Origin of the sequence: Corynebacterium sp. AOP36-E1-14 (genome assembly GCF_052377495.1) — a bacterium.
Classification (GTDB): domain Bacteria; phylum Actinomycetota; class Actinomycetes; order Mycobacteriales; family Mycobacteriaceae; genus Corynebacterium.
This window is the reverse complement of the sequence record NZ_JBQSWV010000015.1, coordinates 67,628-79,800: the sequence shown is the minus strand read 5'-3', so window position 1 is coordinate 79,800 and position 12,173 is coordinate 67,628. Positions and strand designations below refer to the sequence as shown.

Sequence of the window (12,173 nt, the reverse complement as noted above, 5' to 3'; positions counted from 1 at the left end):
GAACGCGCTGCGTCCGCTCATCGTGACCGTGACCCTCGGCGTCGGCCAGGCGCTGATCTGGGCGTCCGGCCTGGCCTACCTCGGCCTGGGCGTGGCCCCGCCGGACCCGGAGTGGGGTGCGCTGCTGGACTCCGGGCGCACCTACATCACGGTCGCCTGGTGGCTCGAGGTGTTCCCCGGGCTCGCGATCGTCGTCGTCGCACTCACCTTCACCACCTTGGGCCGTGCCCTGGGCACCCGACTCGAACGAGGATGACCATGACTGAAGACAACACCACCGGGGACGCCCCGCTGGTCGACATCCGTGACCTGCACGTCTCCTTCGGCGAGCACGAGGTCGTGCGTGGCGTGTCCCTGTCCGTGCACCGCGGCGAGACCCTCGCCGTGGTCGGCGAGTCGGGGTCGGGCAAGTCCGTGTCCGTGCGCTCCCTGCTCGGCCTCGCCGGCCCTGGGGCGCAGGTCGGCGCCGGGCGCCTGGAGTTCGACGGGGCCGACGTCCGGGGGTTCGGCGCGCGCCGGTGGCGCCGGATCCGCGGGGGACGCATCGGCCTGGTGCTCCAGGACGCCCTGGTCGCCCTCGACCCGCTCCGGACCGTCGGCGCGGAGATCGGGGAGGCGCTCGACACCCACCACCGGGGACGGGCCCGGCTCTCCCGGCAGGCACGCCGCGACCGGACGCTGGAACTGCTCGACCTGGTCGGCGTGCCGGACCCGGCACTGCGCGCCGGCCAACGTCCCGACGAACTCTCCGGCGGGCTACGCCAGCGTGCGCTCATCGCCTCGGCGCTGGCCAACCGCCCCGACCTCATCGTCGCCGATGAACCGACCACCGCACTGGACGCCACGGTGCAGGCGCAGGTCCTCGACGTGCTCAAGGCCGCCACCGACGACGGGACGGCGCTGATCCTCATCTCCCACGACCTGTCGGTGGTGGCCCGGCTGGCCGACCGGGTGGCCGTGGTGCGCCACGGCGAGGTCGTGGAGGAGGGGCCCGCCGCCGAGGTCCTCGCCGACCCGCGGCACAGCTACACCCGCAGCCTGCTCGCCGCCGTGCCGACGGCGGGTTCCCGGGGCCGGCTGCTGACCTCGGGCGAACCGGTCCCGTTCGGACGCCCGGCCCCGGTGGGTGAACCGGTGGTGCGCGCGACGGGGCTGGCGAAGAGCTTCCGGGGGAGGCGGCGACGCGGTGGTGCTGCTGCGTCTGGGGTGCCGGCGGTGCGCGACGTGAGCTTCGAGCTGCACCGGGGACGCACCCTCGGCATCGTGGGGGAGTCCGGGTCCGGCAAGTCCACCACCGCCCGGATCGTGCTCGGACTCACCGACCCCGACGAGGGGTCCGTGGAGTTCCTCGGCCGGCACGTCTCCGTGATCTACCAGGACCCGCTGAGCTCCTTCGACCCGCGGTGGTCGGTCGGCCGGATCCTGCTCGACGCGGTGTCGACGACGGGGCTGACCGGAGGCCCGGCGCAGACGCGGGTCACCGAACTGCTCGACCAGGTGGGACTGTCGGACGACTTCCGGCCGTCACGTCCCCTCCGGCTGTCCGGGGGACAGCGCCAACGCGTGGCGATCGCCCGTGCCCTGGCCAGCGACCCGGACGTGATCGTCTGCGACGAACCGGTCTCCGCCCTCGACGTGTCCGTCCAGGCACGCATCCTCGACCTGCTCACCACCCTCCAGGCGGAGACCGGGGTGGCGCTGCTGTTCATCTCCCACGACCTCGGGGTGATCCACCACGTCAGCGACGACATCATCGTGATGCGCGACGGTGAGGTCGTGGAGTCCGGGACCGCCGACCAGGTCTTCGACGATCCGCGGCACCCCTACACCCGCACGCTCCTTGCGGCTGTGCCCGCCGTGCCCGCCGTGCCCGCCGTGCCCGCTGTGCCTGCCGTGCCTGCGGTGGCCGTCCGGTAGCCGCTCACCCGTCGACGAGCACGGAGTCCGTCAGCGGCCGGCGGGTACGCGGCGCGTTCTCCCGCTCCAGCACGGCGGCGTCCACCCCGTCGGCGCCGTCACCCGTCACGTCCCCGAGGACGCCGACGGCGACCACGGTGAGGGGCACCAGCCCCTCGTCCAGGGAGAAGGCCTCGGCGACGGCGGCGGGGTCGAAGCCGCTCATCTGGTGGACCAGCAGGTCGTTGGCGTGCGCCTGGATGGTGAAGTACGCCGCGGCCTGCCCGGCGTCGTACCGCGCCTCGGGCAGGACGTTGCCGTCGGCGTCGGTGGTCTCGGCGACGATGACCACCAGCGCCGCGGCGTCCTTCGCCCACCCGCGGTTGAACTCGATGAGCGAGTCCAGCACCGTGGCGTGGGCGGGACCGCCGCGGCGGGCGAGGAGGAACCGCCAGGGCTGACGGTTGAACGCCGAGGGCGCCCACCGGGCGGCCTCCAGGGCGCTGCGCAGCGCGTCCTCGTCGACGGGGGAGGAGCGGTCGAAGATGCGCGGGCTCCACCGTCCGGCGACGACGTCGAGGACGGGGGCGTCGGTGGGTGCTGTGCGGTCTGTTCGCTGTGTCATGACCAGAGTCAACCATCACCGCGCGCGCATTGTTCCCCTTCCATTCGGGGTGGATAGGAAGGGGGATCGGCGTTGTGTGCGTCAGCGGTCGATGTCGTCGACCCGGACCCTGTCGTAGAGGACCACGTTGCGTGCCAGTGGGATCTGGTGCGAGGCGCTCTCGAGGATGTGCATGAAGTAGCCGGCGGTGTTCGGGACGACCAGGGTGTCCCCCGTCGAGATCCCCTCCGGGAAACGCATCCGGCGGCGGATGATCACCTCGTCCTCGATGCAGTACGCGCCGACGAGGAAACCCTCCGCGTCGGGACCGCGTTCCGGACGGCCGGATCGACCTGTGCCAGGCGTCCGCTGCCGGACGAGCAGGGGGTCGACGAGGATGTCGTCGGAGGTGGTACGGCACTGCGTACGGTTCATCTCCACCCCGACCAAGGGGACACCGTCGCTACGGTCCTTGAGGAAGGCCACCCGTGCCAGGATCATCCCGCAACCGTCGAGCACCGCGCGCCCCGGTTCCAGGTGCAGCCGCAGGCCCCTTCGGATCAGCGCGTCGGCGACGGATCCGTCGAGCAGTCCGCGCAACCAGTCGCCGCGCACCGGCGACTGGTGGAAGGGGTAGGTGTTCGCCAGCGGGTCCGACTTCCACGTGAAGGACGCCCCGGTGCCGTCGACCATCGCGCGGCGGGCGTCCAGGAACGCCTCCCACCGGGACCCGTCGTCGAGGTAGCTCATCGGCACACCGCCACCCAGGTCGACGAATTCTGGACGGTGCCCCAGCTCCGTCGCGGCATCGGTGACCTGCAGGGCGTCGACCAGGGCGAGCCGCCGGTCCGCGGCGGAGTAACCGTGCAGGTGCACGTGCGCGCCGACGACCTCCACCGTGCCCCCAACTTCCACGAGCGCGTCCCGCCAGATCGCCGGACGTTCCCCGAAGCGGGTCGGTGGCAGACGCTCCGGGTCCGGCGACACCCGCGGGGCGACGCGCGCCCGGACCGCGGGAGCGCCGTCACCCTGCTCGCTGAGACGGCTGAGACGGCTGAGACGGCTGAGTCGGTGCAGTTCGGCCACGTTGTCCACCGACACGGTCACCGCGTTGTCCACCGCCAGTTGCAGCAGCCGGTCCGGTTTCACCGCCGCGCTGAGGATCACGCGGTCCCCGGGCACACCACGGTCGAGGACCTGGCGCAGCTCGCGTTCGCTGGCGACGTCGACCCCGTGACCGGCCCGGAGCGCGGTGTCCACGAAACACAGGGCCTTGTTCGCCTTGCGGGCGTAGAACACCCGGGTCTCCACCCCGGCGTCGGCGCCGGCGTCGCGCAGCTCCGCCATGTTGCGCACCATCGGTGCGGTGCGCAGGACGTTGACCGGGGACCCGTGCTCCTCCAGCAACGTGCGACACGCCCCGGCGTCACCCAGCAGCTCCACCATCCACGGCTCCAGCCGTGCGGGCAGCGGTACGGTCCCCTCGGCGCCGGGCGTCCCGGGGCGGCTGGGCCCGTGGGCCCTGACCACCCGCCGTGCCCACCGTGGCACCACGTCGTGCAGGGAGCGGTTGAGGGAGTCGGCCCCGGTCAGTGACGCGTCGGCGTCCCGTCCGACCACCGAGAGCCCCGGTCGGCCCACCACGTGCCCCGCGGCGTCCACCCGCCCGGTACCGGACGCCAGGGTGCCGGGGACGTCCCCGGCCGGGGCGAGGACCGCGTCCATGACCACGTCGGCCGGCGGCGTCAGCGTCCCGACCTCCGCGCGTACCGGGGCGTGGACGACCCCGGCGTCGATGAGGGCCAGCAGCCGGGCGGCGTTGTGCGGCGGCAGCCCGAACGCCACGCGCTCCAGGGTCCGGGCCAACGCCGCGAAACCGGGCAGTGAGATGCGTCGACCGTGGGACGTACGCCACACGATCGCGGGGTAGAGCGAGCGCCACGCGTGGCCGACCGCCCAGGCGGCGTCGGGGGTTGCGGCGCCGGTGGCGACCGCGTGGGAGTTGCGGAGCTCGGTCACGGCATCCACTCCGGTATCGGTACCTGCGATGACGCGGCGCACGAGAGCCCCGTCCTCCGTGCCCCGGGCCGTGGCAAGCAGACGGTCCGCCGCGCACGCCACCGCGTCCCGCAGCTCCCCGAGGTCGCGACTCACCCGCACCCGACGCTCCTCGGCGGCCAACCCGTCCGACGGCCGCAGACCCGCCAGGGGACTGCCCGGCTCCGGCTTCACCGTCATGAACCGGCCGGTGCGGCTGAGCGGCCGGATGGCCGCAGGCTCGGACCCGCCGCGGCGGTAGACCCACCCTCCGTCGGCGGGGACAACGGAACCGCCGCGACCGAGGGTGAGCTCCAGCGCGGCGTCCACGAACGTCAACGCCGCGCCGCGCACGTCCACCACCGCGCCCGCGGCGATCCTGCGCAGCCCGTCGGGTGGATAGACCCCGACGACCGGTACGGCGGGGACGTCCCCCGACCCGACGGTCGGGGGCAGGGCCCCGGGCCAGGTCCGGGCGTGCCCGGTTGCCAGCAGCACTTCGTCGTACCCCTCCAGTTCGCCCAGGTCGGTGACCCGGGCGGCCACGATGTGCAGCGTGCACCCCGAGTCCGGTTGCCGCGTGGAGTCGAGCAGGGCCTGCCAGGACTCGGCGAAGAACCGGCCCACCAGCGACCGGGGCGGGAAAGGGTCGGCGTCGGATCCACGCCCGAACTGCCGCCGCCACCCGTCGAAACTACCCAGGGCACTGGTGACGATGTGCGAGGACACGTTCATCGTCCAGTGGTCGGGCTGCTCCGTGCCGTAGGCCGACCCGGCGCCGGGGGCCCGGTCGTCCCACACGTCCACGGCCACCCTCACCCCGTGCGCCCGCGCCTGGTCCAGGAGCTCCTCAGCGGCCCACAGGCCCCGCGGGCCGGCCCCGATGATCGCGACCCTCAGGTCGGGAGAGTTCACCGCCATGACGGCACCACCCCGATGTGTTCGGCGACCCAGTCGTCGTCGTAGAGCGTGTCCAGGTAGGCGGTACCGAAGTCGTGCAGCACTAGCACGGTGTCCGTCCGCTGTTCCGCATCCTGGCTCCGGCCGTGTTCACGGGCACGGCCCGCAGCCGCCGCGACGACCGCGCCGCCGGACGCCCCGGGCAGGATCCCCTCCCGCCGCGCCAGCGCCCGGGCACCGGCCACCGTGTCTGCCGCGGACACCCGCACGACGTCCCCGATGTCCGTGAGCCCGGCGAGGTCCGGGACCACCCCGGCACCGAACCCCGGCAGCAGACGTTCCCCACGCCGACCGCCGTAGAGCACCGACCCCTCCGCGTCCACCGCGGTGACCCGGGTGCGCGCACCGGTCTCGCGCAGGTGCCGGACGCACCCGCCGATCGTCCCGGTGGTGCTCACCGCCACGAACAGGGCGTCCGGGGCGCGTCCGAGCTGGTCGACGATCTCCCGCATCGTCCCGGAGGAGTGCGCGTCGAACGCCGCCCGGTTGGAGTACTGGTCGAGGTTCACCGCGCCCGGGAGTTCACGGAGCAGGTCGGCGACCCGGGTGCGCCGGGCGGCGAGCCAGTCGCCGGTCGCCGGGTCCGGGGAGTCCACGTGGTGCACCGTCGCGCCCAGGGCCGTCATCACCGCCACCGTCTGGCGGTTCGCGTGCGGGTCCACCACGCAGTGGAAGTCGATGTCGTGCAGTGCGCAGTCCCTGGCCAGGGCCACGCCGAGATTGCCGGAACTGGACTCCACCACGCACCCGCCCGCCCGCACGGTGCCCGTGGACAGTGCGGAGGCGAGCAACGCGGCGGCCGTGCGGTCCTTGGCGCTGCCACTGGGGTTGAACCCCTCGAGTTTCGCCCACACCCGTGCCGGGCCGGGGAAGAGACGGTCGAGCAGGACCAGGGGGGTCCCGCCGACCGTGCCGCGGATACCTGTCGTGATGGGGAGACCTTTCGTCGACGGTCAGTTGCCACGACGCTACGCCGCGGACCGGCTCAGTGGTGGAAGCCCGGATGCGACTGCCCGGCGGCAGGGTCCGCGGCATTGAGGTGGTCGACGCAGGCACGCAGGTCACGCACCAGGAAGGACGCCAGGTCGCGGCTCATGCCGTTGCGCACCACGATGCGTTGGACGGTGACGTCGGAGAGGTCGTCGGGCATCGGGTAGGCGGGCACCTGCCAGCCCTTCATCCGCAGCCGGTCGGAGAGGTCGTAGAGCGTCCAGCCGCGTGCGGCGGCGCCCGCGAGGCGCCAGGCGAACACCGGGACGTCCTGCGCGTCGTTCCACAGGTCGAACTCCGGCATCGCCCCGATCTCCCGGGCCAGGTACCGGGCCACGTCGATGGTGTTCTGCTGGACCCGCCGGTACCCGTCCATCCCGAGCTGCAGGAACAGGTAGTACTGCAGCAGCACCTGCGCGCCGGGGCGGGAGAAGTTCAGCGCGAAGGTCGGCATGTCCCCGCCGAGGTAGCTCACCCGGGAGACCAGGTCCTCCGGAAGGTCCTCGGCCCGGCGCCACACGACCCACCCGAGCCCGGGGTAGACCAACCCGTACTTGTGGCCGGACACGTTGATCGACGCCACCCGCGGCAGCCGGAAGTCCCACTCCATCTCCGGCTGCAGGAACGGGGCGATCATGCCGCCGGACGCGGCGTCCACGTGGATGCGCACGTCCAGGCCGGTGTCCGACTCGATCCTGTCGAGTGCGGCGGCGATGTCGGCCACCGGCTCGTACATGCCCGTGTAGGTCACCCCCAGGATCGCCACCACACCGATGGTGTCCTCGTCGACGTACCGTTCCAGGTCGTGACCGTCGAGGACCTTGTGCTCCTCGCTGATCGGCACGTAGCGCGGTTCGACGTCGAAGAAGTTGCAGAACTTCTCCCAGCACACCTGCACCGCCGAGGACATCACCAGGTTCGGACGTGCGGTGGACGCGCCGGCGGCGCGGCGGCGGTGCTGCCAGCGGCGTTTCAACGCCAGTCCGCCCAGCATGCAGGCCTCGGACGAGCCCATCGTCGAGGTGCCGACGGCCCCGCCCGTACCGTCTGCACTGCCCGTGCCGTCTGGGTCGGGTGCGTTCCACAGGGCGGCGATCATGCGCCAGCAGCGTTCCTCGATGTCCGCGGTGGCGGGGTACTCGTCCTTGTCGACCATGTTCTTGTCGAAGGCCTCGCGGTAGAGACGGTCGGCGTAGTCGTCCATCCACGTACCCACGAAGGTGGCCAGGTTCATCCGGGCGTTGCCGTCCAGCATGGCCTCGTCGTGGATTACCTGGTAGGCGGTCTCGGGGAGGGACTCGGACTCCGGGATGCGGTTCCGGGGGAAGCTGGTGGTCTCGCCCACACGGGCGAACAGCGGGTTGAGTTCGACCTGCGGGCGGTCCTGGGTCATGGCTGAGGTTGCCTTCCTGGCGGTGGGGCCTGCGCTCTCCCCGCCGAGGGTACGCCGGGGAAAGGGCGGGGGAGCGTGGCGCGGAAGGAGACTCAGAGCCCCTCGAGCACCTCCGCGGTCGTGGCGATGCGGTGCGCGTAGGTCGGGCCGTTGAGCTCGTGGGCGGCGTGCATCATCTCGGGGGTGAACGCCGCGGTGGCGTCGCGCACGAGGGTCACGTGGTAGCCCAGCTCCATGGCGTAGCGCCCGGTGGCCTCGATGCAGGTGTTGGCCAGCATGCCGACGAGCACCACGTGCGTCACCCCGTGCTGCTTGAGCTGAAGGTCCAGGTCGGTGTTGGCGAAGCCGTTCTGCGCCCAGTGCTCGGCGACGACCACGTCGTCCCCGCCGGGCCGGAAGTCCGGGTGGAACTCGCCGCCCCATTCACCGGCCTCGAACAGCCTCATCTCCAGGGCGGCGGCCTGGTTCGGGTTCACGAACCGCCAGTCGTGCATGTTCGTCGGCGTCCAGCGGCGGTGGGGCACGAAGACGACGGGGACGTCGCGGTGCCGCGCGGCGTCGGTGAGGGTGCGCAGGTTGTCGAGGAGGCCGACGTCCTCGGCGACGTCCTGCACCATCGGCCAGACCTTGCCTCCCTCGGAGAGGAAGTCGTTGTAGGGGTCCACGACCAGGACGGCGGTGCGTCCTGCATTGGTGTCGGTGCTCATGCTGCTTCTCCGTTTCGGGTGTTCTGGACGTTGACGAGCATCTTTCCGGTGTTGGCGCCGCGCATCATGTCGAGGAAGGCGTCGACGGTGTCGCCGATGCCGTCGACGACGGTCTCGTCCCACACGATCTCGCCGGAGCCGATCCAGCCGGCCATGCGCGTGGTGAACTCCTCGACCAGGTCGAGGTGGGCGCCCACGGTGAACCCGCCGACGGTGAGGCCGCGGGTGATGATGTTCTGCAGGTTGTCGGGGCCGGGTACGCGGTCGGTGGTGTTGTAGCCGGTGATCGCGCCGCACAGGGCGAGGCGTCCGGCGTCGTTCATCACGTCGAGCGCGGCCTCGAGGTGGTCGCCGCCGACGTTGTCGAAGAACACGTCCACCCCGTCCGGCGCGAGCGCGGGGAGCTGCTCGCGGACGGGGGCGTCGCGGTAGTTCAGCGCGGCGTCGTAGCCGTACCTCCCGGTCAGCAGGTCGACCTTCGCGTCGGTGCCGGCGGAGCCGATGACGCGTCCGGCGCCGAGCAGGCGCGCGATCTGGCCGACGGCGGTGCCCACGGCCCCGGCCGCCCCGGAGACGAAGACGGTGTCGCCCGGCTTCATCCACGCGATCCGGGTCAGACCCACGTAGGCGGTCAGCCCGGTGAGGCCGAGGATGTGCAGGTGGGCGGAGAGCGGCGCGCCGGGGATGTCGGGGACGGGCCGGAACGTGGCCGCGTCGTCCTGGATGACGTCCGTCCACCCGTGCTCGTGGAGCACCGCGGTGCCGACGGGCAGGGCGTCGGACGCCGAGGCGGTGACGCGTCCGACGGCGCCGCCGGTGGTGGTCTCGCCGAGTGCGAAGGGCGGGACGTAGCTGCGGCCCTCGTTCATCCGGCCGCGCATGTAGGGGTCGACGGAGACGAACTCGTTGGCGACGCGGACCTCGCCGGGGGCGGGGTCGGGGTAGGTGACGGTGACGGTGCGGAAGTCGTCGTGCGTGGGCCAGCCGGTCGGTCGGTGGACCAACTGGATCTGGGTGCTTGTTGCCTGCGGCATGGTTCTCCTGGTTCGGTACGCTGGTGGCGGCGGGTCCGGTGGTGTCATGTGGAGCCCGGCCAGAGTTTTAGTCCGGCCAGTACAGTATATACTGTACCGACCGGTACGCAACTGCGGAAGGATGACGAGGCCCGACGATGGGACGCCCACAGACATTCAGCACCGAGACCGCCGTGCGCGACGCGCGCGCGGTCTTCTGGCGCCACGGCTTCGACAACGCCCCGCTCCCCGAACTCGAACGCGCCACCGGCCTGGGCCGCTCCAGCATCTACCACGCCTTCGGCTCCAAACGCGGCCTGTTCGACGCCGCCGTGACCAACTACCTCGACGAGGTCATCCGCCCCAGCCTCACCCCGCTGACCGGCGAAACCGTCGCTCCGGACGCCTTCGGGCGCTACCTCGACATGCTCAAGGACGCCTTCGGCGCGCAGGACGCCGCCAGCGCGGCTGATGGTTCTGATGGGTGCCTCATCCTCAACGCCGCCACCGCCCCCATCGGCAGGGACGCGACGATGGCCCGCGTCGTCGACGACTACCGCGCCGAACTGCGCGCCGCCTACCTGCGCGGCATCCGCGCCGCCCGGCCGCAGCTGGAACCGGCCCGCCAGGAGACCCTGGCCGACGCCTGCACCGGGCTGGTGATCTCCGCGTCCGTGCTCGTCCGGGTCTCCCCGGACGCCGCCGTCACCGCGGTGGGCACCGCGCGCGATCTGCTGGACGCGGCGTAGGCGTCGCCGGGGAGCTGCTGGAGGGCCCCTGAAGGCCACCTGGAGGCCCCCTGGTAGCCCCGTCTCCACCCCGTCTCCACGCCGCTGTCGTTGTAATATGGGCCAATGATAAAACGCCTCATCGCCAGTGCGTTTTGGTTCGTCAGCAGGTGGCGGCTGGCACCCCAGCCCGCGCCTCAGCGTCCAACGATCCTCATCGGCGCACCGCACACGTCCAACTGGGACTTCATCCTCATGCTCGCCATCGCGTGGAAGCTGGGGATCAGGATGCGGTGGCTGGGCAAGACCAGCCTCTTCCACGGCTTGCGGGGCCCGGTGATGCGCGCGCTCGGGGGGATCGCCGTCGACCGGGAGTCCCCCGGCGAGGTCGTGGGGGACCTGGTCTCCCAGCTCAACGACGACAAGGGCCTGGCCATCGTCATCACGCCGGACGGCACCCGCGGTGCGCACGAGTACTGGAAGTCCGGCTTCTACCGCCTCGCCGAGCAGACCGGCCTGCCGCTCACGCTCGGCTACGTGGACCGTCCCACCATGACCACCGGCCTCGGCCCCACCTTCGAGGTCACCGGCGACGTCGCCGCCGACATGGCGAGGATCCGCGAGTTCTACCGCGACAAGTCCGGGTTCATCCCCGCCTCCCGGGTCGAGCCGCGGCTTCGTCATGAGCCGGGTCGCGAGCCGGGCAGCGGGCCAGGTGCGGTGTGAGGGGCGTGTCATGACCACCGACCCCGGTACCCCCACCCGGCGCACCGTGTTCTACCGCGGGCCGCGGCCCGTGCTGCGCGGCTACCTGCACCTGTTCGCGTTCTGGTTCTTCCTCGGCACCGGCACCAGCCTCACCGTCCTGGCGTTCGCCACCACCGGGTTCTCCTGGCTGGCCGTGGCCACCGCCGTCTACGCGCTCTGCCTCGCCGGCATGCTCGGGGTCTCCGCCCTGTACCACCGCGTGCCCTGGAAGAGCGAGGGTTCGGTGCAGGGCTGGCGGCGGGCCGACCACTCCATGATCGCCATCTTCATCGCCGGCACCTACGGGCCGATCTTCCTCGGCGCCGACGCACCGGGAAACCGGGTGCCACTCCTGGTGCTGTGCTGGGTCACGGCGATCGCCGCGGTGGCGGTCAACATCCTGTGGATCACCCACCCGCGGTGGTTGTCCGTCACGATCTACCTGGTGCTCGGGTGGATCGCCGTGTTCGGCATGAACATCCTGTGGCACGGGCTCACGGCACCGGAGCTGGTGCTCATCATCCTCGGCGGGGTGATCTACAGCGTCGGCGCGCTGGGGTACGCGCTGAAGTGGCCGACGATCAGCGAACACTGGTTCGGCTTCCACGAGGTCTTCCACGCCGGCACGATCATCGCCGCCGGCCTGCACCACATCGCCATCTGGATGATCGTGCTGAACGCCGCATAACCCGTACCCCGCGCAGGTGGGGCACGGGTTAAACGACAGAATGTGTGTCCGGGACCGGCGCTCCGCAGCAGGTCAAGCTAGAGGAAGGGGGCTCGGATAGCTCTTCGGGAGCTACTGAGCCGCGGAGCCGCCATTGCTCCGTCGTACCGGCCCATGGAGGCTGCGCCCGCTGACTCCGGGTAGCCCGAAGCAGCTCGTCCCGAGTCCCCGGCGCAATCCCTGCATTTCGGTCCGATCACTGGCAGTGACCGGACCGAAATGCAGGGATTGCGCCGGGCAGCAGAGGCGCTGGAGCCACCGCTTCCCGGGACTTGCCCCGTACAACCCGGTCGCCTGCAGGTCGAGACGGGCTGAGCGCTGGTCATGATGCGCCCGAGGCAGACACGCATTCTGACCATTAACCCTGGGGC

At 71.7% G+C, this 12,173-nt stretch carries 10 protein-coding genes and 1 pseudogene; 5 read left to right on the top strand and 6 right to left on the bottom strand.

Annotated elements, in window-relative coordinates:
* A pseudogene (locus ACT3TD_RS08700) lies at positions 1-256 on the top strand (ABC transporter permease); the annotation flags it as partial.
* Positions 257-258: 2 nt separating this feature from the next.
* A complete protein-coding gene (locus ACT3TD_RS08695) occupies positions 259-1,917 on the top strand; it encodes a dipeptide ABC transporter ATP-binding protein (RefSeq protein ID WP_441578868.1) in 1,659 nt (552 codons plus the stop codon).
* Between the two features lie 4 nt (positions 1,918-1,921).
* On the opposite strand, the gene ACT3TD_RS08690 is transcribed toward ACT3TD_RS08695, so the two are convergent.
* From ACT3TD_RS08690 to ACT3TD_RS08665, 6 genes are all read right to left on the bottom strand, one after another.
* Positions 1,922-2,521 (bottom strand): nitroreductase family protein, encoded by a 600-nt coding sequence (locus tag ACT3TD_RS08690; RefSeq protein ID WP_301442826.1) that lies wholly within the window; start codon positions 2,519-2,521, stop codon positions 1,922-1,924.
* 81 nt (positions 2,522-2,602) lie between these two features.
* Complete coding sequence (locus ACT3TD_RS08685; RefSeq protein WP_444637980.1) at positions 2,603-5,452, bottom strand: FAD/NAD(P)-binding protein; 2,850 nt, start codon at positions 5,450-5,452, stop codon at positions 2,603-2,605.
* Positions 5,449-6,429: a pyridoxal-phosphate dependent enzyme gene (locus tag ACT3TD_RS08680; protein WP_441578869.1), complete on the bottom strand. Its 981-nt coding sequence runs from the start codon at positions 6,427-6,429 to the stop codon at positions 5,449-5,451. Before ACT3TD_RS08680 ends, ACT3TD_RS08685 begins: the two co-directional genes overlap by 4 nt.
* A gap of 53 nt (positions 6,430-6,482) precedes the next feature.
* Positions 6,483-7,880, bottom strand: coding sequence for a glutamate decarboxylase (locus tag ACT3TD_RS08675; RefSeq protein ID WP_301442828.1), 1,398 nt, complete (start codon positions 7,878-7,880; stop codon positions 6,483-6,485).
* 92 nt (positions 7,881-7,972) lie between these two features.
* Complete coding sequence (locus ACT3TD_RS08670; RefSeq protein ID WP_301442829.1) at positions 7,973-8,587, bottom strand: isochorismatase family cysteine hydrolase; 615 nt, start codon at positions 8,585-8,587, stop codon at positions 7,973-7,975.
* Entirely contained in the window at positions 8,584-9,621 is a 1,038-nt protein-coding gene (locus ACT3TD_RS08665; protein ID WP_441578865.1) for an NADP-dependent oxidoreductase, read from the bottom strand. Before ACT3TD_RS08665 ends, ACT3TD_RS08670 begins: the two co-directional genes overlap by 4 nt.
* Positions 9,622-9,758: 137 nt before the next feature.
* Here ACT3TD_RS08665 and ACT3TD_RS08660 point away from each other — a divergent pair, with 137 nt between their 5' ends.
* The 3 genes from ACT3TD_RS08660 (at position 9,759) to trhA (ending at position 11,763) form a co-directional block, all read left to right on the top strand.
* Positions 9,759-10,349, top strand: coding sequence for a TetR/AcrR family transcriptional regulator (locus tag ACT3TD_RS08660; RefSeq protein WP_301442831.1), 591 nt, complete (start codon positions 9,759-9,761; stop codon positions 10,347-10,349).
* Positions 10,350-10,454: 105 nt separating this feature from the next.
* Positions 10,455-11,054: a 1-acyl-sn-glycerol-3-phosphate acyltransferase gene (locus ACT3TD_RS08655; protein WP_301442832.1), complete on the top strand. Its 600-nt coding sequence runs from the start codon at positions 10,455-10,457 to the stop codon at positions 11,052-11,054.
* A 10-nt stretch (positions 11,055-11,064) separates the two neighbouring features.
* The gene (gene trhA, locus ACT3TD_RS08650) at positions 11,065-11,763 is read left to right on the top strand and encodes a PAQR family membrane homeostasis protein TrhA (protein WP_301442833.1); all 699 of its coding nucleotides are present in this window, start codon (positions 11,065-11,067) and stop codon (positions 11,761-11,763) included.
* Positions 11,764-12,173 lie beyond the last annotated feature (410 nt).